Raw genomic sequence first — 20156 nt, forward strand, 5'->3', positions numbered from 1 at the left:
GCGGCTCCTACTCGGTTTCCATGGACATCGCGGCGATGGCCCTGGTGACGCGCTCGAGCACGACATCGAGGGATTCCCCGATGTGGCTGTGCAGCAGTCGATACGCGAGCGGAAGATCCTGGGCGAGTACCGCGTCGAGAATCCCGAGATGTTCGGTGATCGTGGTCTCGATCCGGTTGTTGACCATGAAGTCGTACATCCGCACGTGCCTGATACGGGAATTCACCGCCTGCAACGCCCGTACCAGCTCCGCGTTCCCCGCCGAGGTCAGCAGCGTGACGTGGAATTCCTCGTCGCGCACCACGAATCCCGGCTCCTGCTCGGGCGGATCGGCCTGTAATGCCAGCCAGCTCTGACGCTCGGTTTCCAGCAGTTCGAGATCGTGGCGCACCGACGGATTGTCGATAGCGCGCGCGATACCGCCGAGTTCCAAGGTGATTCGAAGTTCGTAGAGGTCCCGGATCAGTGGAATACTCGGGCGCACGGGGCTGAAGCCGTATTCCTCGCGGCGCAGCAGTCCATCCGAACACAGGACCGTCAATGCCTCGCGGATCGGGGTCCGCGAAATTCCGAAGCGCGTCGACAATTTCGGCTCGGTCAGGCGTTCGCCGAATTTGATGTCACCGTTCATCAACTCGCTGCGTAACGTCGTATAAACGACGTCGCGCAACGGCCTTCCCGCAGCATCGGCCAGTGTAGCCACCCGTGTCGACATGCCTGTGTACGCTATGTACCTCGTGTTTCGTCGAGATGACGGTAAGTTATCCGGGCGTAAGCGTCTGCTCACCACGAATGCGGATAGGCACCGAGAATTCGCCCCGCGACCGCCCGCCGGTCACCGACTTCACCGATTCCCGTCGAAAATGGGGAGAAGACTGCAACAGCTGGCAACACCCGGACGCTATCGAATGACATATAGCGCCCCCAGGCTGATGACAGCCCCGGCGCCGGGATGATGCCGTACCCCCTCAGCGGCACAACCCTCCGACCGCGCCGTCGGAGGGTGGCCCACACCCCGGCGCCGGGTGCTCCGCACTCGAGCCTCGTGGAGGTAGCGATGGAACTGTTCGTGCTCGTCGGATTGCTCATCCTGGTCTCCGGGCTGCTCGCGGTCATCGTCGGGACGGTCTGGTGGCCGCTACCGTCCCCGGCCGCCGACGGGGACGACCTGGTGCGCGAGGTCTGGCCGTCCGGGTGGCCGCACGAGGCGCCGGAACAGCCGTTCAGTGTCATCGAAGCCCGTCAGGCCCTGCGTCGCCACCGCCCGTGCCATCCCGATCGTTGCGCCCGCAAGGCCGCGGCGTCCAGGGCATTGCGCGCCGCCGGTTACACCGACCTCGACCGGGAATGAATCGGAGACCGCGCTCGTATCGAATATATGTTCGATCAGGTGTATGGTCTCGCTATGTCCGAGTTATCCCGCCTCGATCGGGCCGCGACGAACATCACCGAGGTCAAACGTCAGCTGCTCGACGCCGCCGCGTTCGGTAAGCATCTGACGCCCGAGCAGCTAGAGAACGCGGCGGGAAAACTCGATGAGGGACTCAGAATCTACACCGAGAACCTGCGCGGACGTCCCCGCTGAACCACCGTTCGCGAGCGGGCGTCGAGTTACCGTCAGGTCACCACCGATTTCGGGTGTCAACGGCGTCATCGTCGGTCTACTGTGAGATCCCCGACAATCACGCACAGCAGGAGGGGAGCCGATCATGGCCTCGCCGAACCGGGGCGCCGCCGCCCCCTACGCGCAGGGCGCGGACACACGCTCCGGCCACACGCCACCGCCCGCCAGGTTCGCCCCGCCGCCCCCGCGCCGCTCCCACCCGGTGACCCAGCCCTTCACCCAGCCCCTCCCGATCCCCACCGACCCGCCCGCCGCCGCACCCCCCAGCCGCCGCCAATCCCCCTGGATCCACCTCGCCCTCTTCTTCCTCACCGCGGGCATCGGCAACGTCCTCTACGCCCGCCGCGTCTCGGCCTGGAATCACGAGCAGGCGCGGTAACCGTCGCTACCGCTCTCGATCGCTGGAATAGAGCGCGTCCGAGTCGATCAGCACGACGTCGCCCCGATCGGACGCAGCCAGCGCCGCAGGCATGAACCCCGCTCCGCTGTAGCAGGCAAGTCGGGTGTGGGTGGTATCGAATTTCGTGGACAGCAGGTCGCGGATGCGGCGCAATCTGTCGATATGGCCGCTGCCCATCACGTCGTTCCACTTCGCCTCGCCGATGGACAGCAGCGCCTCGGTGCCGTCAGGCAATTCGCCGAAAACCACCACATCGACCTCGTGAGTGCTCTTGTTCGCCGGATCGTTCACCATCCCACTGCCCACGCGGGTGATCGGCCCCCCCGAACACGCTGTCGGCGGCGTAATCGGCAACCCAGTTCCGGCACACCTCCTCGAAATGTGGTCCGAGCACGTTGCTTTCGAAGCGGTGCCGACGCCGTTTCCACAAACGGGCGGAGTCGCGGGCGCGTTCCCACTCGGTCCAGTCGGGACGGGCGACAGCCTGATAGAACGTGACCAGCGGTTCGCTGATCCGATGGATCATGCGGTTACCGCGGAACAGATCCGGCTCACGTCGCAGCAGGCCGCAGTCCTCCAGGACCGAGAGTGGGTGGGTGATGTCACTGGTCTTGCGACCGACATACGAGGCGATGCCGCCACTCGTCGAATTCCCTTGGGCGACAGCGGCGAGCACCGAATGATAGAGGCCGGGATCGCGTAGACCCGGTTCTTCGCTGAGCAGGTACCTCGGCTCGCGGAACAGCGGACTCGACGGGTTCAGGGCGGTCCGCAGCACCCAGTCGTCGAAGTCGGCAAGGCCCGCCGGGGTGTCGTCCTCGACGAATTCGCGCCGGTAGGCCGGGGTCCCGCCGACGATCGCGTGCACGAGCAGCGCCAAGCGCGGATCCTCGATTCCCCAGAACTGGGCCGCGAGGCGGTAATCCAATGTCGGAACGATCAATTCCAGGCCCGCCCGTCCGCGAAGCGGCGCGGTGCCGGCGAGCAGTGATCCCATGAACGACATGGCCGAACCGCACAGCAGCAATCGGGACCGCGAGGCGAGTCGTTCGGCGCGCCTCGGCGCGAGGGCCGCCTGAATGATGGACGGCAGGCCGGGGCTCGACTTCACCAGGTAGGGGCATTCATCGACAACCACCGGCAGTTCGCGCTCGCTCGACAGAGCCAGCAGGGTGTCGACCGCCTGTCGCCAGTCGTCGAACCGTATCGGCAGCGACGACCCACTGAACTCGGCCACCGCCCCCGCGAGATTGCGCAGGGACTCCGCTTCGGTGGCCTGGTCGGCGGCCTCTTGTGCAGTCCCTGCGGAATGTCTGTCGACGGAAAGCAGAAGAGGCCCTGACCGTGGAACGGTCAGGGCCTCTTCTTGTGTCTCAACCAACACGTCGGGGTGACAGGATTTGAACCTGCGACCTCTTCGTCCCGAACGAAGCGCGCTACCAAGCTGCGCCACACCCCGTGAAGCGAACCTGCAGTAGCTTACAACAGGGAAGGTCCAGACGTTAAACCCGCAGGTCAGTCAGGTTCCGTGGGGGCGGATGCTGGCGAATATGCGGCGGGCGGTGTCGGGGTCGACTGCCTTGGGGACGCCGGTGTCGGCGGCGATGACCATGACGAAACTGCCGATTTCGGCGGTGGTGGCGAAGGTGTAGATGGAGTACTCGGTGGCGCACCCGGGTTTCGCGTCGGTGATGGCGCCCCTGGTCTCGACGAATACGCCGTGACGGCTTCCGTCGAGGGAGTCCAGTGGTTGGGCCGGGCCGGGGGTGCCGCCGGTAGGGGAGTCGGGGTAGGCGGCTTTGGCCGTGCGGGTGCCGAGTTGTATTGCGGCGGCGGCGGAATCGGCGTCGTCGGTGCCGGTGAGGAAGGAGACCGTTCGGGTCGAGCCGGGGCAGTAGTTCTTGCCCTCGGTGGCGTAGCCTTTGCCGCCGACCGAATTCGGTGGGGTGCCGAAACCGCCCGAATGCTCGGGTGCGGACACGGTCCAATCCGCGGGGACGTCGTAGGCCGCGCCGCTGTCGGGGGCGACCACCACCTGGTAGCCGGGGACCACCGGGGTCTCATTGCTGACGGCGGCCGCTGCCTTGGGGCTTGTGGCCGGTCTGATCGAAGTGGTCAGCGCGCTGACCAGGCCGGGTGTCGGATCATTGCTGCCGAGGTCACCACCGCGCTTTCCGGCCGCCGTCGCGAGTCCCACCCCGGCGACGAGAAGCGCGACCGCCACCCCGGCGGCGAGTACGAGCCGTCGCCTGCCCCGCCTCGGCTGCTGGATGGAGTCGGACGGAAAAGCGCGCGCCCCGAACCGCCACTCGTCGAATTCGCTCGGGGCGGTGCCGAAACCGTGGTGGGCCGGGGGGATCGAGCCGGACGAAGGTGGGGGTGCAGCCTCGGGTATCTGCCACGCTCGTGCGCGGGGTGTGGAGGTCGATGATTCCCACACGCGTGGTTGCCATCCGTCCGATGCCGATGCCGATGCCGATGCCGATGCCGATGCCGATGCCGACGGAGTGCTGGATTCCGACACCGACGCTGACACCGGAGTGCTGGATTCCGACGACACCGGCGCCGCCGACGTTGTCGAACCGGAATACGCCGACCCGCCGACGGGATTCCATTCCGGCTGAGCCAGGACAGAACTTCCAGCCGACTCGTGGATCACCCCGAATGGACTGTCCCCCTGCTGATCCGTGACGAACCCCGGTCCGGACGAGGCATAGCCCCCGGCGATATTCCCGTGCGGTACAGCGCTCACCGGAGGCGGCAATTCCACCGGCACCCCGAACGGATTTCTCGAATCGACGGCCCCGGGTGCGTGCGCCGGTACACCGAAAGCCGTCTCGCCGTACACGTTCGTCTCGGCACAGGCAGTAGGCACGGTGTCTACCGGGCTGTCGAGGGCCGAATCCGGCCGTCCCCCAACGGGTACCGCGCGGACATCCGCGCCGGGCGCAGGTCTGCCCGCGCCGTCGCTCACCACCGCGCCCCACCGACGGCCTCGGCCGTGACGAAGAGTGCTCTACCCCTGGAAAGTCTCACGTTCGTCGTTCCCCTGCTCCGACATCAAGTCTCGGCACGCGACCTTACAGCGTTCGTCCCCGTCGACGCACCCCGCGCCGAATACCCGCCCCCGTTCGGCGCGTTTCAGCGCGCGACGGCCTCGGAGGTCGAAATCCCGTGGTCGGTCGCGGCGTTGGGGCGCTTCGGCGGTGCGGCGACCAGGGTGAGCAGGGTCGCCTCGGGACGGCAGCAGAAGCGGTAGGGGGCCCACGGCGAGGTGCCGATTCCTGCGGAGACGTGCAGTTGGGTGTGTTCGCCCCACTGCGACGGGCCCTTCACGCGGGATTTGTCGATACCGCAGTTGGTCACGAGCGCGCCGTAACCGGGCAGCACCAGCTGGCCGCCGTGGGTGTGACCCGCCATGACGAGGTCGTAGCCGTCGGCGGCGAAACGATCGAGCACGCGGGGCTCGGGCGAATGCGTCAGGCCGATGCGAAGATCGGCGAGCGGATTGGGAGCCCCCGCCACGGTGTCGTAGCGGTCACGCTGAAGATGCGGGTCGTCGACGCCCGCTGTGGCGATGCGGATTCCGGACACCTCGAGATCGCGCCGCACGTGGGTGAGGTCGAGCCAGCCGCGTTCGGTGAAGACGGCGCGCAGATCCTTCCACGGCAGCGGGGCGCCGTAGACGCGACGATGGTTCTTGTTGAAGTACTTCGCGGGGTTCTTGGGCACCGGCGCGAAGTAGTCGTTGCTGCCGAACACGAAAAGGCCGGGGCGGGAGAGTAATCCGCCGAGCGCCTGGACCACCGCGGGCACCGATTTCAGATGCGAGAGGTTGTCGCCGGTGTTGACGACCAGATCCGGTTCCAGCCGATCGAGATCACGCAGCCACTGCTGCTTGAGTTTCTGTCCCGGCATCATGTGCAGGTCGCTGATGTGCAACACCCGTAGGCTCGACGAACCGGGTTGCAGAACCGGCATCGTCGCCTCGCGCAGGATGAACGCGTTGCGTTCGACGAGGGAGGCGTAGCCGACTCCGGCCACCGCGGCTCCGACAGCGCCCAGCGCGGTACGGCGGACAACGGAAGTCGAGATTACGGGCATTTGCCCAGCATAGGTGAGCCCGGCGCGGAACGCCGAGTGTGTTTGGGCACGGTGTCGCATTTGCCCGGTCCGGCCTGTGCCCGCGACACCGTGCCGGGCACTAAATATGTGGGAGGTGCAGGGACGACCGGCTACGGTTGGGCCCATGTCGGAACTCAAAGCGAGGCTGCGGACGGATATGACCGCCGCGATGAAAGCCAAGGACAAGTTGCGCTTGGCCACGTTGCGTATGCTGCTGGCCGCGATCCAGACCGCCGAGGTCGCGGGTTCGCAGTCGCGCGAACTCTCCGACGCCGAGGTCGTCTCCGTGTTGCAGAAAGAGGCGAAGAAACGCAGCGAGGCCGCCGAGGTCTTCACGCAGGCCGGGCGCGGCGAGCTGGCGGCGAACGAGCACGCCGAGGCCAGGATCATCGACGACTATCTGCCGACACAGCTCACCGAAGCCGAGGTCGCCGATATCGCCGACACGGCGATCGCCCAGGTCGCCGAGCAGAACGGCGAACGTCCCGGCATGCGGCAGATGGGACAGGTCATGAAGATCGCCACCGCGCTCGCCGACGGCAAAGCCGATGGTTCGCGCCTCTCGGCCGCCGTCAAAGCCCGCCTCTGAGTGCACCCGGCGAACCCGAAGGCGCCACCACCCGCGAACAGGTTCGGAGTGGGCGCCCTCAGGGTTCGCGGCCGTCTTGCTACTCGGCGTCCGAAGCGCATGCGCCGCAGGCGCGAGTCTCGGACGCCGAGTAGCAAGACCGAGGGGCCGCGAACCACGCCGCACCAGCGGCCAAAATTGCAGCTCTACCTCGGCCACCAGGGCGGTAGCGGAAGTCCGGGCGGTAGCGCGGGCGGTGCGGGGGCACCCGGTGTCGGCCCCGGTGCGGGTGCCGCGCGTTGGGTGCCGTCACTGATGTAGATGGTGACCACCGAGCCCGGAATGGCCGAACCGTTGGGCGCGCTGCTCATGACGCTGCCCTTGGGCAGCGAGCCGTTGCCGTTCACCGCCTGCACCTGGAATCCCGCCGCGACCAGCGCGGCGGTCGCCTCGCCCTGCGGCATGCCGGTGACGTCGGGAACCTGTGCCTGATTCGAGCCGCGGACGTACTTGTCGTCCAGTGGCGGCAGCACCGGCGCCGGGAATTTCTCGACCACCGGTTTGATCGCGTTGAACCAGGTGCGGGCGGGTTCGTTACCGCCGAACAGGTCACCGCTGCCGCAGCTGCGCAGCGGGAACGAGCAGATCTCGCCCGGCGTCGGGCTGTCGCCGTAGACGTAGGCGGCGCCCGCGAGCGAGTTGGTGAATCCGAGGAATGCCGAGGAACGGTGGCTTTCGGTGGTTCCCGTCTTACCGGACAGCGGCCAGTTCCAGCCGCTGGCCCGCGCCGCGCCCGCGGCGGTGCCGCTGGTGTCGTCCTTGCTCATCGCGTTGGCGAGGGTGTTCGCCAGACCCGGCTCGACGACCTGCTCGCAGGCCTGCTGGGTCAGCGGAACCTGTTTGCCGCCACGATCGATGACCTCTTTGATCGGCGACGGCGGGCACCACCGGCCGCCGGAGGCCAGCGTCGCGGCCACATTGGACAGTTCGAGCGGGTTGATCGCCACCGGTCCCAGGGTGAACGAGCCGAGGTTCTGCTCCTTCACCATGTCGGCGAGGCTCTGGTTGCCGTGACCGGAACTTCCGGCTTCGGTGAACGAGCGCATGCCCAGTCGGACGGCCATGTCGACGGTCGGCGTCACGCCGACGGCCTGGATGAGTTTGACGAACGCGGTGTTCGGCGAGGTCGCCAGCGCCTCGGTCACCGACATCGGCGACTTGTACTTGCCCGCGTTCTCGACGCAGTAGGTGGCGGGCGGGCAACCGCGCGCACCGCCGTTGCCGAGGCCCTTGGCGTCGAAGCGGCCGGGGACGTCGAGTTCGGCGTTGATCCCCATACCCTTCTCCATGGCCGCGGCCGTGGTGAAGACCTTGAAGATCGAGCCCGCGCCGTCGCCGACCATCGAATAGGGCTGCGGTTGCACCGTCTCGTTGGTGTCGCGGTTGAGGCCGTAGGTGCGGCTGCTGCCCATGGCGACGAGCGGATGGGAGTCCGCGCCGGGCGCGATGATCGACATGACCTCGGCGATGTCGTCGAGGTTGGGATTGGCGGCCTCGGCCAACGAACGCTGAACCGAATCCTGAACGGCCGGGTCGAGGGTGGTCTTGATCAGATACCCGCCCTTGTCGATCTGTTCGCGGCTGATTCCGGCGTTGGCCAGGTATTGCAGCGCGTAGTCGCAGAAGAAGCCGCGATCCTTGGCCGCGATGCAGCCGCGCGGCAGGCCCTTGGGCTCGGGCAGCACGCCGAGCGGCTCGGCCTTGGCCCTGCGGAATTCGTCCGCGCGGTTGGGGATGTTCTGGATCATGGTGTCCAGCACGGTGTTGCGACGCGCGAGCACGCCCTCGGTATTGGTGTAGGGGTTCAGCTTGGAACTGGACTGCACCATGCCGGCCAGCATCGCGGCCTGCCCGACCTTGAGATCGGCGGCATCGACGCCGAAGTAGGTCTGCGCGGCGTCCTGGATGCCGTAGGAGGAGTTACCGAACGGCACCAGGTTCAGGTACCTGGTGAGGATCTCCTCTTTGGTGAGTTCGCGGTCCAGCGTCAGCGCCATCCGGATCTCACGGATCTTGCGGGCCGGGGTGGTCTCGATGGCCGCGCGCCGTTCGGCGTCGGTCTTGGCGACGACGAGCAGCTGGAAGTTCTTGACGTACTGCTGGTCCAGGGTGGACGCGCCCTGCTGGACCTCGCCGCTGCTGGTGTTGGTGAGGAACGCGCGTAGCGTGCCCTGCCAGTCGACGCCCTCGTGTTCGGAGAATCGTCGGTCCTCGATGGACACGATCGCCAACTTCATGTCGTTGGAGATCTTGTCGCTCGGGACTTCGAACCGGCGCTGCTCGTACAGCCAGGCAATCGGCGCACCCGTCGAGTCGACCATGGTCGAGACCGCGGGGACGGTGCCCTCGACCAGCTCGGAGGAGACATTGTCGACGGCGTCGGCGGCACGGTTGGATACGAATCCGAAACCGCCCGCGAGCGGGAACAAGAGACCGGCGACGAGCACTGCGGCCAACGCGCAGCTGCCAGTCAGCTTCGCGAGCGTATGTGTGATCGGCACGGGTCCCAGACTACGGGGTTCGCTCGCCACCGCTCGCACGAGTGTTTGCCGGTTCTCGGGGAATTCCCGATATCGCGATAACGGACGGGCGTGTCGCGCTCTCGACCTCGGCGTGTCGCGAGCCGGGTAACCGCGCGGCGAGCCGACCGACCGGTTCTCTACCACGGCCCGCAGGGACGCACGTACCAGTAAAACTCGAGACGGTCTTGCGCTGAGCCCATACCTTTACCTAGATTGAGAACCCAGTGTGATAGAGCTAACACTCAAAGTGGAATGTGGTGCAGTTCGCAGCGGGGTACGGGTTGCTGCGAGGCTGTCACGCGATTCTGGAGCGCCGATGACCCGGTGTTCGGACTGCAAAGGGGCACACCAAATGCACATGACAACCCCCATCGCTCGATTGGACGTGGAGCAGGCCGAAGCGAGAATCGCCTGGGTAGCCCAGGCTCGATGCAAGGAAGTAGACCCCGATCAGCTGTTCGTCCGTGGTGCGGCGCAGCGCAAGGCCGCGACGATCTGCAGGCATTGCCCGGTGCTCATGCAGTGCGGCGCCGATGCCCTCGACAACCGTGTCGAGTTCGGGGTGTGGGGTGGCATGACGGAGAGACAGCGTCGCGCGCTGCTGAAACAACATCCCGAGGTGACGTCGTGGGCCGATTTCTTTCAGGCCCAGCGGCAGCATCAAATTGCGATGTAAAGGGGAACCCGGATATCGGAACGAGCCCGCCGCCGCGGGCTCGTTCTCGTTCGTGGCTATAGCGATCGCGACTTAGTGGATAGCGGTGTCCGGTTCGGATCAGGCTGATTCGGGGGCGGTTCCGGTCAACTGATCGCCTACCGCGCGCAGCGCGCGCAGATCCGAGACCTCGAACGGCAGCGCCGTCACGGCGACGATCGGCACCCGGGGATGCGCGCCGGTGAACCGGTGCAGCAGGTGCAGCTCGCGCTTGGAAGTCGTCACCCGCTGCGCGTGGATGCGCAGCACCGCGGCGGTGACCGAACCGATGGTGTCCGGTTCGGCCGTCGCGATCTGATCGGCGGCGGTGAGCGCCCGTTCGGCGGGAAGGCCCGCGCACAGTGCGGGGTGGGTCCGGTTCAGCACGAGACCGGCCAGCGGCATGTGTTCGGTGGACAGGCGGTCGACGAAGAACGAGGCCTCGCGCAGTGCGTCCGGTTCCGGTGCGGCGATCACCAGGAAGTGGGTGCCGGGTTTGGAGAGCATCGCGTAGGTCCGGTCCGCGCGATCCTGGAATCCGCCGAACAGCGATTCCAGCGATTGCAGGAAATTCGACGCGTCCTTGAGCAGCTGACCGCCGACGATGGTCGAGACGCCGCGCATCGCCAGGCTCATCGCCCCGGTGACGAAGCGGCCGACCCCGCGCCCCGGCGCCATGATCAGCCGAATCATCTTGCCGTTGAGGAAATTACCGAGACGTTTGGGCGCGTCCAGGAAGTCGAGCGCGTTACGCGAGGGCGGGGTGTCGACGACGATCAGATCCCATTCGCGCCGTCCGGCCAGCTGGCCGAGTTTCTCCATCGCCATGTACTCCTGCGTGCCGCCGAAAGAGGACGCGAGGGTCTGGTAGATCGGGTTGGCGAAGATCTGTTCGGCCTTGTCCGGGCTGGTGTGCTCGAGCACCATGTCATCGAAGGTGCGACGCATGTTCAGCATCATCGCGTGCAGTTCGCCCTCGACCTCGGGGCCGAGTTCGACCCGCTGCGGGGAGTTGTCCAGATCGGCGACGCCGAGTGACTGGGCCAGTCGACGCGCCGGATCGATGGTGAGCACGACGACCTTGCGGCCCCGCTCGGCCGCGCGCAGGGCGATCGCCGCGGCGGTGGTCGTCTTGCCGACGCCGCCCGACCCACAGCAGACCACGACGCGGGCGGTGCGGTCATCGATGATCGCCGAGATGTCGAGCGGGACGGGGACTGCCGAACTGGTCATCAGCGGACTCCCTGCGTGCTCAGGTGCTCGGCCAGTTCGTAGAGGCCGCCCAGGTCCATGCCGTCGGCGAGGGCGGGCAGATACAGCTGGGACACGTCGACTCCGCGCAATTCCTCGGCGCTGGAGTCCTGGGCCTGCAATGTCGTGGCGTGCTCACGGGCCTCGGTGACCAGGCCGCGGAAATCGGCATCGGACAGGATGATCCCGGCCTTCGCGAGTTCGGCGGCGATCGCCTCGGTGTCGATATCGCCCGCGGCCGCGCGGTCGCGGATGTCGGTAGGCAGGAAACCCTCGCTCGCGCGATTCACGATCACGGTGCCGATCCGCAGGTCGTTCGCGGTGAGTTCGGCGACGGCGTCGGCGGTTTCCTGCACGGGTAGCGACTCGAGCAGGGTGACCAGATGGATGAGGGTCTGATCCGAATGCAGCAGCCGGGAGACACCGTCGGCCTGCGAGGCGATCGGACCGCCCTTGGCGATCTCGCCCATCGCCTGGGTGACATCGAGGAAACTCGCGATCCGCCCGGTCGGCGGGGCGTCGACGACCACCTCGTCGTAGATCCGTTTTCCCGCCTTATCGGTGCGGACCGCGCATTCCTTGATCTTTCCCGTCACGATCACATCGCGCAGTCCCGGCGCGATCGTGGTGACGAATTCGATCGCGCCCATTCGGCGCATCGCGCGTCCGGCGAATCCGAGGTTGTAGAACATGTCGAGATATTCGAGAAACGCGTGCTCGATATCGAGTGCGAGCGCGACCACTTCGCCGCCGCCGTCCGCCGCCGCGATCCGGGTCTCGGTCGGCGGCAGCGGCGGCAGGTCGAACAACTGCGCGATGGACTGCCTGCTCTCGACCTCGACCAGCAGTACCCGCCTGCCACCGGCGGCGAGTGCGAGTGCCAATGCCCCGGCGACCGTGGACTTCCCCGTCCCGCCTTTTCCGGAGACGAAATGCAGGCGCGCGGTCTCGGCGCGCTCGGGCCACCCCGTCTCCCGCGCAGGCTCTGCCGAAATAGGCACTGCTGTTGGTACTCCCACGAGCGGAGCCTATAACCCGTTCGAGAGGTCCGCCCCGGGGATCCGGTTGACGCGAGGATTTGCGGCCGTTCTGTATCAGACACCGGGGATGCGCCGACGTCACAGGGCAGCGCGCTAGTCTCACCGGTATGAGTGATGTGACCCTGTGGGAGTACGCGACCGTGCCGCTGCTGACGCACGCGACCAAGCAGATTCTCGACCAGTGGGGCGCCGACGGCTGGGAACTGGTGAGCGTGCTTCCCGGCCCCACCGGCGAGCAGCATGTCGCGTACCTGAAGCGCCCGAGGCAGTAGGCCGTGTCCGCCGAAGCCGCCACCTCGTGGCAGAAGAATCTGGACCGGCTCGGGTTGACCCTGCCCGCGGTCGTACCGCCGGTCGCCGCGTACATCCCGGCCGTGCGCACCGGTTCGCTGGTCTACACCTCGGGCCAGCTGCCCTTCGTCGACGGACAGCTCTCGGCGACGGGTAAAGCGGGCGCCGAGGTCTCCCTCGAACAGGCCGCGGAAGCGGCACGGCTGTGCGCGCTCAACGCGCTGGCCGCGGTGCACGATCTGGTCGGACTCGACAATGTGGTGCGCATCGTGAAGGTCGTCGGATTCGTCGCGTCGGCGCCGGGTTTCAGCGATCAGCCCCTCGTCATCAACGGCGCGTCGGAATTCCTCGGTGAGGTCTTCGGGGACGCGGGTGTGCACGCGCGTTCGGCCGTCGGTGTGTCCGAACTTCCCAGGAACACCCCGGTCGAAGTCGAACTCATCGCCGAGGTGCGCTAGACACGGTGGTGGACAACGTCTCCCGATCCGATGGGATAAACCGATGACGCTGACACATCCCTCATACGGGCAGCTGCGGCAGGTGACGCCGACAGCGGCGGTCCTGTTGGCCGACAATCCCGGCCAGATGACCCTCGACGGCACCAACACCTGGATCCTGCGTGGAGCGGGATCGTCGGATTTCGTCGTGGTCGATCCCGGCCCGGAAGATCACGCGCACAGCGAGGACATCGCCAGGGTCACCGGCGGCAAGGTCGCGCTCACCCTGATCACCCACCGCCACCACGATCACACCGGCGGTATCGATCGTCTGGTCGAACTCACCGGAAGCCCGGTCCGCGCCACCGACCCCACTTTCCTGCGGGGTTCCTCGGAGCCGCTGGCCGACGGTGAGGTGATCGAGGCCGCGGGCCTGTCCATCGACGTGCTCGCCACCCCCGGCCACACCGGTGACTCGGTCAGTTTCGTCCTGGAGGACGCGGTACTGACCGGCGACACCATCCTCGGCAGCGGCACCACGGTGCTCGATTCCACCGACGGCACCCTGGCCGACTATCTCGCCTCGCTGGACCGGCTGGTCGCGACGTGCGCGGGCCGGGCCCTGCTGCCCGCGCACGGGCCGGACCACCCGGATCTGGAGCCGATCACCCGGTACTACATCGGGCATCGGCACGAACGGCTGGAGCAGGTCCGCGCGGCACTGCGCGAACTCGGTCCCGACGCGGACACGATGGAAGTGGTCCGCAAGGTCTACGCCGACGTGGACGAGCGACTGTGGCTCGCGGCGAGCAGTTCGGTGCGCGCCCAGCTGGAGTACCTGCGTACGAACGGCTAGGGCGCGCACCCGTAGGAACGCGACGAACCCGCCGACCCAGCGGAGCCCCCGGGTCGGCGGGTTTTCGTGTATTTCTTAGCGCGCGCGCCGAGCGAGACGCTCGGAGTCGGAGATCAGCACGCTCTTGCCCTCCAGCCGCAGCCAGCCGCGATGCGCGAAATCGGCCAGGGCCTTGTTCACGGTCTCGCGGGAGGCGCCGACCAGCTGGGCGATCTCCTCCTGGGTGAGGTCGTGGGTGACGCGCAGCGCACCCGCTTCCTGCGTGCCGAACCGCTGAGCGAGCTGCAACAGTGCCTTGGCGACCCGGCCGGGAACATCGGTGAAGATGAGGTCGGCCAGGTTGTTGTTGGTGCGACGCAGACGCCGGGCGAGTACCCGGAGCAGCTGTTCGGCGATCTCGGGCCGCTGATCGATCCAGGACTTGAGGGCGTCCCGATCCATCGTGACGGCCCTGACCTCGGTGACGGTCGTCGCGGTGGAGGTACGGGGACCCGGGTCGAAGATCGACAACTCACCGAACATGTCCGAAGGACCCATGATGGTCAGCAGGTTTTCCCGGCCGTCGGGGCTGCGGCGGCCGATCTTCACCTTGCCGGTCGTGATGATGTACAGCCGATCACCGGGTTCGCCCTCATTGAAGATGATGTGTCCGCGTGGAAAATCCACAGGCTGCAGCTGTTTGGCGAGTGCCGCCACAGCGGTGGGCTCTACGCCTTGGAAGATGCCTGCTCTGGCGAGGGCCTCGTCCACGAATGTGCTCCTTAGGGAAATGGCTCTGTCCTGGACCGAAGCGAATCGGCCAACAGCGGAGTCTACGCGGAGTTGGGATCGCCCAGTGACAGACACCACGTAACGACTGGGTTGCGCGGCGTGGCCGATGTGAGTGAGGGGCTGTCGGGTCGGTGGTCGGCGCGGCTCAGCTTGCCCGCGCGACATCCAATTCTTCACCCCTCGACCGGCGCTTGCGCATCCGGGCCACCGCCGCGGGCAGCCCGAGCTTGGTCAGCTCCTTGACCTCGGCGTTGCTTGCTTTGTCCAAGTACTGCTGAACCTCGGGTTCGGGTTCGAGAAGTTTGCGGAGCCGATTCTCGACCCGCTCCATAAGCAGTGCGAACAGCATCAACACCACTGGGAAGAGCACCACAGCGAGTCCTTGCATAGCGAGGAGTAAACACGGTCCAGGTCTCAGATGGAACACGGGCACCGATCTGGGCGGGATAGGCCCCGGTCGGGTTCCGTATGGTGGACGAGTGCGTGCCACCCCTTCCACCGCCGATGTCGGCGGGTCCGTGCCCGCCGCCGAGGCGACCGATCCGCAACCCACGGCAGCGGTGGCTCCCAAACGCAAAACCCGGTCGCGACAAGCGGAAACCCCCCTCGGGCTGGTCCGCAGGGCGCGGCGGATGAACCGAACCCTCGCTCGCGCTTTCCCGGACGCGCACTGCGAGCTGGACTTCGCGACGCCGCTCGAATTGGCCGTCGCGACAATACTTTCCGCGCAATGCACCGACGTTCGTGTGAACATGACCACCCCCGCGCTGTTCGCCCGCTACCCCGACGCGCGCGCATATGCCGAGGCCAACCGGGCCGAGATGGAGGAATACATCCGGCCGACGGGCTTCTACCGCAACAAGACGAATTCGCTCATCGGTCTCGGTCAGGCACTGCTGGAACATCACGATGGTGAATTGCCTCACACCATGGACGATTTGGTGAAGTTGCCGGGCATCGGCCGCAAAACCGCCAACGTCATCCTGGGCAACGCCTTCGACGTTCCCGGTATCACCGTCGACACCCACTTCGGCCGCCTGGTGCGTCGCTGGCAGTGGACCGACGAGGAGGATCCGGTCAAGGTCGAACACATCGTCGGTGGACTGATCGAACGCAAGGAATGGACCCTGCTGTCGCATCGGGTGATCTTCCACGGCAGACGGGTCTGCCACGCCCGCAAACCCGCCTGCGGGGTCTGCGTCCTGGCGGCGGACTGCCCCTCCTTCGGAGCCGGACCGACCGATCCCGAGTCGGCCGCCAAACTGGTGAAGGGACCCGAGCGCGAACACCTGCTGGGAATGGTCGGCCTGTGACACGACTGCCGGTCGCCGCGCGACTCGGGCTGGCCGGACTGATCACCGTCGTCGCGCTCGCCGTCGCCCTGTGGCCCCGCGAGGGGAACGATTCGGCGCCGGAACCTCAGGCCCGCCCGAATTCGCTGGTCACCCAGCAACTCCGTGACGAAGCCGGACTCGCGCCGTGTCCGGTCCCGGACGCGACATCCCGACCGCAGGCCGAGACCTCCCGACCGCTCGCGGCGATCACCCTGACCTGCCTCGCCGATGGACAGCCGGTCGACCTGGTCACCGCGCTCGCGGGTAAACCCGCGCTGCTCAATCTGTGGGCGTACTGGTGCGGACCCTGCGCACAGGAGTTGCCATATCTGCAGCAGTACGCACAGCGGGCGGGGAACGCGATTACCGTGCTGACTGTGCACAGCGATCCCGATGAGGACAAGGCGCTGTCCCGGCTGGCGGGACTCGACGTGACCCTGCCCGGCGTTCTCGATCCGGACGCCGCCGTGCGCACCGCCGTCGGCGCGCCTTCGGTACTGCCGATCTCGGTGCTGCTTCGCGCGGACGGATCCGTCGCGGACGTGGTTGTGCGGTCGTTCACCGGGGTCGACGACATCACTGATACCGTCGCGGCACGCTTGGGGGTCACGGCGTGACAGAGGGGATCTCGCAGCGACTGTTGCGGGCGACGAGATCGTTTGCGGAGGTGATGGTGCGCGCGTTCACCGGGGCCGGCACGGCCGAGGGGGTGGCATGACGACGTCGACTCCCGCCGATGTCCCTCGGTGGTTGCGTTTCGCCACCGAACCCGGCGCAAACGATGCCGCCGAAACCCTCTCGCTGGCGCGCGCCATCCGTCGTGCCGCGACGATCTCGGGCGAACCGCGACAGGCGGCGGTGCTGGTCCTGTTCGGCGGCTCGGCCGACGGTGATCCGAGCGGACCCGGTGGACTACCCGCCGACGCCGACGTGCTGCTGACCCAGCGCGCGTCCACCATGCGCCAGCATCGCGGGCAGGTCGCCTTCCCCGGCGGTGCGGTCGACGACGACGACGCCGGTCCGATCGCCACCGCGCTGCGCGAGGCGAGCGAGGAGACCGGACTCGACCCCGCCGGTGTCGAACCCATCGTCGTCCTGCCGAAACTGTTCGTGCCGCCGTCGCGTTTCGATGTGAGCCCCGTGGTCGGCTACTGGCGCGCGCCGAGCGAGGTGCGCGTGGTCGATCAGAGCGAAACCGAGCGGGTGGTGCGCGTTCCGCTCGCCGAACTGCTCGACCCGGCCAACCGGTTCCTCGTCCGCGGCCCGCTCGGCTATCGGAGTCCCGCGTTCCAGGTCGACGGTCTGCTGGTGTGGGGACTCACCGGCGGCATACTCGCCGGACTCTTCGGATCCTCCGGCTGGGAACCGGAATGGGATCGTGACGACGTGCGTGATCTCGAAACCTCGCTCGCCGCCGTGGGAATGACGTTATGAGCTCATCGGCTTGGCTCGATATCGCCGTGATCCTGCTCGCTCTGCTCGCCGCGTCCTCCGGATGGCGGCAGGGCGCGGTCGCCTCGGCGCTGGCTTTTCTCGGTGTGGTGCTCGGCGCGGTCGCGGGCATCCTCATCGCCCCGCACATCCTGGTCCACGTCGACGCGGGCCGCAGGCGCGTGCTCACCGGTGTGCTGCTCATCGTGCTGCTGGTGATCGTCGGCGAGGTCGCGGGGATGGTGCTCGGCCGCGCCGCCCGCGGCAGCATGCGACATCCGTTCACCCGCAGCGTGGACAGCGTGGTCGGCGCCGGACTCCAGGCCGTCGCGGTGCTCGTCACCGCGTGGCTGCTCGCGCTGCCGCTGGCGACCTCGTCGCAGCCCGCGATCGCCACCGCGATCAACGGTTCCAAGGTGCTGACCGACGTCAACCAGGTCGCGCCGAACTGGCTGCGCAAGGTGCCCAACGAATTCTCCAGACTGCTCAACACTTCGGGACTGCCCGATGTCATCGGGCCGTTCGGGCGCGCGCCCATCGCGGCCGTCGAGCCGCCCGATCCGAGCGTGCTCGCCAGCCCCGTCGCGGCCTCGTTGCAGCAGAGCGTGATCCGCATCCGCGGTGTCGCGCCGAGTTGCCAGCGGGCGCTGGAGGGTTCGGGTTTCGTGATCGCGCCGGAACGGGTGATGACCAACGCCCACGTGGTGGCGGGGACAACCAGCGTCGCGGTGGATACGGCCCGCGGCCCGCTCAACGCCACCGTGGTGCTGTTCGATCCGTCCAAGGACGTCGCGGTCCTCGAGGTGCCGGGGCTGACCGCGCCGGTCGTGCCGCAGGCGCCCCAACCCGCCAAATCGGGGGAGAGCGCGATCGTGCTCGGCTACCCCGGCGGCGGCCCGTACACGGCCAGCGCGGCCAGGGTCCGCGAGACCTTGGATCTGACCGGTCCGACGATCTATCGCAACGGCACCGTGGAACGCGAGGTCTACACCGTGCGCGGACTCGTGCGCGCGGGCAATTCCGGCGGTCCGCTCGTCGATACCGAGGGGCAGGTGCTCGGCATGGTGTTCGGCGCCGCCGTCACCGACGACGACACCGGTTACGTGCTGACACTGGCGGAGGTCCGTCCCGACCTGGAGGCCGCGATCGGCGCGAACACGCCGATCGATACGGGCGCCTGCGTGCTGAGCTGATCCGAACGGATCGGCTCAGCCGAGGAATTTGGCCAGTTCGGCTGTCACCACGTCCGGATTCTCCTGATGCGCGAAATGCCCCGCGTCGGGGACGGTGACCAGACGACGTCGCGGTGACCACTGCTGTCCGCGATGGAACGTCGAGCGCAGCAGATAGGAGTCCGATTCGCCGCGCAGGGCCAGAACCGGGATGTGGATGGGATCGCGCATGGTCGCCATGAATCGGCGTCCGTCCGGCCGCCACTGACTGCGGAAGGCCCAGCGTTGATATTCCAGCGCGCAGTGCGCGACGCCGGGAATCCGGATCGCCGAGCGCATCCGTCGCGCGGTGTCGACGAATTCGGAGGTACCCGCCCACTCGGCGCTGGTGCGCTGCCGCAGCAGTCGTTCCACTTCGAACCCGTCCGCCGAGGTGAGCAGATTCTCCGGATATCTCGGCAATTGGTAGCGAAGGAAATTCGGCAGCCAGGTCGAGCGCTGGTGACTGTCTCGCAGGACCGCGGCCTTGAGCGCCGCCGGATGCGGTGAGCTGACCAGCGCGATGGAGGTGACGAGTCGCGGATGCAGTACCGCCGTCGTCCAGCAGACCAGTCCGCCCTCGGCATGCCCGACCAGGGTCGCCTCGGTGTGGCCGAGCGACCTGACGAGTCCGGCGACATCCCCGGCCAGCGTCCAGCCGTCGTATCCGCGCGGTGGTTTGTCGCTGTCGCCGTAGCCGCGCAGATCCACCGCGACGACCCGATATCCGAGATCGGCGAGATCGGTCAGCTGGTGCCGCCACGACCACCAGAAATCGGCGAAACCGTGCAGCAGCACCACCAGCCCGGCGTCCTGGCGTTCCGGCGTCGCCTCGACCACGTGGAAGCGTATGCCGTTGGCGCGAACATCCCGGTGCGTCCACGGGCCGTCGTAGCGGACGGTGGACGGGTCGGGAGTGAGGTTCGACGACACGCCGACCGAGCCTAGTGCGCGCGAAGCGGAGGTGCGCGCGGTGGGCGCGCGGCGCGTGTTTCGCCCGTACACCGGCGAGGCCGCTTACTTCTTCAGGGCGAGATGCTCCTCGTGCGCGGACCCGCCGAATCCGCTCGGCAGCACGGTACGCGCCTGCTTGAGCGAATCGATGGTCTTCTCGGGCGCGCGCAACTTCTTGACCCGGCGATAGCCGAGGAAGGCGAGTACGGCCGTCGCCAGCACCATCAGCAGGAACACGATGAGGAACGCCGCCCAGCGCTGCAACCAGACATCGAGCAACTCACCGAGGAAGAAGAAAAAGAAGAAGGAGCTGAACAGCAGCACGGTCAGCGCGAGGATGAAGTAGACGCTGCCCTGGAGCCCCTTCTTGATCTCGCCGGTCACCTCGGCCTTGGCCAGTTCCACTTCGGCCCGAACGAGCGTCGACATCTGCTCGGTGGCGTCGCGGACCAGGCTGCCGAAGCTCGCGGACCCGATCGGGTTGGCATCGGTCAAGGGGATGGAGGTCAGTGACCGGTGCTCCGTATCGGTGCCATTGCCACGCTGTGACCCATTACCGCCTTGGGTGAAACTCACTTGGTCGACCC

At 67.2% G+C, this 20156-nt stretch carries 25 protein-coding genes and 1 tRNA gene; 13 read left to right on the top strand and 13 right to left on the bottom strand.

The window, feature by feature from the left end; all coding sequences use genetic code 11:
* Positions 1–7: 7 nt before the first annotated feature.
* Entirely contained in the window at positions 8–715 is a 708-nt protein-coding gene (locus OG225_RS35955) for a GntR family transcriptional regulator (RefSeq protein ID WP_109522728.1), read from the bottom strand.
* Positions 716–1057: 342 nt separating this feature from the next.
* On the opposite strand from OG225_RS35955, the gene OG225_RS35960 reads away from it, so the two are divergent.
* The 3 genes from OG225_RS35960 (at position 1058) to OG225_RS35970 (ending at position 2003) form a co-directional block, all read left to right on the top strand.
* Positions 1058–1351: a hypothetical protein gene (locus OG225_RS35960; RefSeq protein ID WP_405179181.1), complete on the top strand. Its 294-nt coding sequence runs from the start codon at positions 1058–1060 to the stop codon at positions 1349–1351.
* A 54-nt stretch (positions 1352–1405) separates the two neighbouring features.
* Positions 1406–1585, top strand: a complete 180-nt coding sequence (locus OG225_RS35965; RefSeq protein WP_157978233.1) for a DUF6374 family protein — start codon at positions 1406–1408, stop codon at positions 1583–1585.
* Positions 1586–1709: 124 nt separating this feature from the next.
* Positions 1710–2003 (top strand): hypothetical protein, encoded by a 294-nt coding sequence (locus OG225_RS35970; RefSeq protein WP_405179182.1) that lies wholly within the window; start codon positions 1710–1712, stop codon positions 2001–2003.
* A 6-nt stretch (positions 2004–2009) separates the two neighbouring features.
* Here the strand turns inward: OG225_RS35970 and OG225_RS35975 are convergent, their stop codons facing one another.
* The 4 genes from OG225_RS35975 to OG225_RS35990 all read right to left on the bottom strand — a co-directional run bounded on the left by OG225_RS35975 (position 2010) and on the right by OG225_RS35990 (position 4248).
* Entirely contained in the window at positions 2010–2273 is a 264-nt protein-coding gene (locus OG225_RS35975) for a hypothetical protein (protein ID WP_405179183.1), read from the bottom strand.
* Positions 2251–3261 carry an ATP-binding protein gene (locus tag OG225_RS35980; protein WP_405179184.1) on the bottom strand — a complete coding sequence of 337 codons (1011 nt, stop codon included), beginning with the start codon at positions 3259–3261 and terminating at the stop codon, positions 2251–2253. The genes OG225_RS35975 and OG225_RS35980 overlap by 23 nt, the downstream gene beginning before the upstream one ends.
* 148 nt (positions 3262–3409) lie before the next feature.
* Positions 3410–3483 (bottom strand) — tRNA-Pro (locus tag OG225_RS35985).
* Between the two features lie 60 nt (positions 3484–3543).
* Positions 3544–4248, bottom strand: coding sequence for a hypothetical protein (locus tag OG225_RS35990; RefSeq protein WP_405179185.1), 705 nt, complete (start codon positions 4246–4248; stop codon positions 3544–3546).
* A gap of 106 nt (positions 4249–4354) precedes the next feature.
* On the opposite strand from OG225_RS35990, the gene OG225_RS35995 reads away from it, so the two are divergent.
* Positions 4355–4648, top strand: a complete 294-nt coding sequence (locus OG225_RS35995; protein ID WP_405179186.1) for a hypothetical protein — start codon at positions 4355–4357, stop codon at positions 4646–4648.
* A gap of 517 nt (positions 4649–5165) precedes the next feature.
* Here OG225_RS35995 and OG225_RS36000 read toward each other — a convergent pair.
* Complete coding sequence (locus tag OG225_RS36000) at positions 5166–6128, bottom strand: metallophosphoesterase (RefSeq protein ID WP_405179187.1); 963 nt, start codon at positions 6126–6128, stop codon at positions 5166–5168.
* Positions 6129–6273: 145 nt separating this feature from the next.
* Between OG225_RS36000 and OG225_RS36005 the strand changes: the two genes are divergently transcribed.
* Positions 6274–6738 (top strand): GatB/YqeY domain-containing protein, encoded by a 465-nt coding sequence (locus OG225_RS36005; protein ID WP_405179188.1) that lies wholly within the window; start codon positions 6274–6276, stop codon positions 6736–6738.
* 185 nt (positions 6739–6923) lie between these two features.
* Here the strand turns inward: OG225_RS36005 and OG225_RS36010 are convergent, their stop codons facing one another.
* Entirely contained in the window at positions 6924–9278 is a 2355-nt protein-coding gene (locus OG225_RS36010; protein WP_216917477.1) for a penicillin-binding protein, read from the bottom strand.
* A gap of 373 nt (positions 9279–9651) precedes the next feature.
* Between OG225_RS36010 and OG225_RS36015 the strand changes: the two genes are divergently transcribed.
* Complete coding sequence (locus tag OG225_RS36015; protein WP_054816825.1) at positions 9652–9975, top strand: WhiB family transcriptional regulator; 324 nt, start codon at positions 9652–9654, stop codon at positions 9973–9975.
* A gap of 99 nt (positions 9976–10074) precedes the next feature.
* On the opposite strand, the gene OG225_RS36020 is transcribed toward OG225_RS36015, so the two are convergent.
* Both OG225_RS36020 and OG225_RS36025 read right to left on the bottom strand, forming a co-directional pair.
* On the bottom strand, positions 10075–11226 hold the full coding sequence (locus tag OG225_RS36020) for an ArsA family ATPase (protein WP_405179189.1): 1152 nt from the start codon (positions 11224–11226) through the stop codon (positions 10075–10077).
* Positions 11226–12245: an ArsA-related P-loop ATPase gene (locus OG225_RS36025; RefSeq protein WP_405179190.1), complete on the bottom strand. Its 1020-nt coding sequence runs from the start codon at positions 12243–12245 to the stop codon at positions 11226–11228. The genes OG225_RS36020 and OG225_RS36025 overlap by 1 nt, the downstream gene beginning before the upstream one ends.
* 146 nt (positions 12246–12391) lie before the next feature.
* Between OG225_RS36025 and OG225_RS36030 the strand changes: the two genes are divergently transcribed.
* From OG225_RS36030 to OG225_RS36040, 3 genes are read left to right on the top strand one after another with little or no spacing between them, the layout of a single operon-like run.
* Positions 12392–12556, top strand: a complete 165-nt coding sequence (locus OG225_RS36030; RefSeq protein WP_109522717.1) for a DUF4177 domain-containing protein — start codon at positions 12392–12394, stop codon at positions 12554–12556.
* Between the two features lie 3 nt (positions 12557–12559).
* Positions 12560–13033: a RidA family protein gene (locus OG225_RS36035; RefSeq protein WP_405179191.1), complete on the top strand. Its 474-nt coding sequence runs from the start codon at positions 12560–12562 to the stop codon at positions 13031–13033.
* Positions 13034–13076: 43 nt separating this feature from the next.
* Positions 13077–13868, top strand: coding sequence for an MBL fold metallo-hydrolase (locus tag OG225_RS36040; RefSeq protein WP_405179192.1), 792 nt, complete (start codon positions 13077–13079; stop codon positions 13866–13868).
* A 75-nt stretch (positions 13869–13943) separates the two neighbouring features.
* Here OG225_RS36040 and OG225_RS36045 read toward each other — a convergent pair whose 3' ends face one another.
* Together OG225_RS36045 and OG225_RS36050 are read right to left on the bottom strand one after the other, a co-directional pair.
* Positions 13944–14618: a Crp/Fnr family transcriptional regulator gene (locus OG225_RS36045; protein WP_216917482.1), complete on the bottom strand. Its 675-nt coding sequence runs from the start codon at positions 14616–14618 to the stop codon at positions 13944–13946.
* A gap of 166 nt (positions 14619–14784) precedes the next feature.
* Complete coding sequence (locus tag OG225_RS36050) at positions 14785–15027, bottom strand: hypothetical protein (RefSeq protein ID WP_254190837.1); 243 nt, start codon at positions 15025–15027, stop codon at positions 14785–14787.
* A 172-nt stretch (positions 15028–15199) separates the two neighbouring features.
* On the opposite strand from OG225_RS36050, the gene nth reads away from it, so the two are divergent.
* The 4 genes from nth to OG225_RS36070 all read left to right on the top strand — a co-directional run bounded on the left by nth (position 15200) and on the right by OG225_RS36070 (position 18597).
* Positions 15200–15952 carry an endonuclease III gene (gene nth / locus OG225_RS36055; RefSeq protein WP_405183483.1) on the top strand — a complete coding sequence of 251 codons (753 nt, stop codon included), beginning with the start codon at positions 15200–15202 and terminating at the stop codon, positions 15950–15952.
* A 5-nt stretch (positions 15953–15957) separates the two neighbouring features.
* Positions 15958–16590, top strand: coding sequence for a TlpA family protein disulfide reductase (locus tag OG225_RS36060; RefSeq protein WP_405183484.1), 633 nt, complete (start codon positions 15958–15960; stop codon positions 16588–16590).
* Positions 16591–16687: 97 nt separating this feature from the next.
* Positions 16688–17407 (top strand): NUDIX hydrolase, encoded by a 720-nt coding sequence (locus OG225_RS36065; protein WP_405179193.1) that lies wholly within the window; start codon positions 16688–16690, stop codon positions 17405–17407.
* Complete coding sequence (locus OG225_RS36070) at positions 17404–18597, top strand: MarP family serine protease (RefSeq protein WP_216917485.1); 1194 nt, start codon at positions 17404–17406, stop codon at positions 18595–18597. The genes OG225_RS36065 and OG225_RS36070 overlap by 4 nt, the downstream gene beginning before the upstream one ends.
* Before the next feature lie 15 nt (positions 18598–18612).
* Here OG225_RS36070 and OG225_RS36075 read toward each other — a convergent pair whose 3' ends face one another.
* Both OG225_RS36075 and OG225_RS36080 read right to left on the bottom strand, forming a co-directional pair.
* Positions 18613–19548: an alpha/beta fold hydrolase gene (locus tag OG225_RS36075; RefSeq protein WP_405179194.1), complete on the bottom strand. Its 936-nt coding sequence runs from the start codon at positions 19546–19548 to the stop codon at positions 18613–18615.
* Between the two features lie 84 nt (positions 19549–19632).
* The gene (locus tag OG225_RS36080) at positions 19633–20145 is read right to left on the bottom strand and encodes a phage holin family protein (RefSeq protein ID WP_216917487.1); all 513 of its coding nucleotides are present in this window, start codon (positions 20143–20145) and stop codon (positions 19633–19635) included.
* Between the last annotated feature and the right edge of the window lie 11 nt (positions 20146–20156).

Source organism: Nocardia sp. NBC_01377 (genome assembly GCF_045040005.1).
Lineage (GTDB): Bacteria > Actinomycetota > Actinomycetes > Mycobacteriales > Mycobacteriaceae > Nocardia > Nocardia noduli.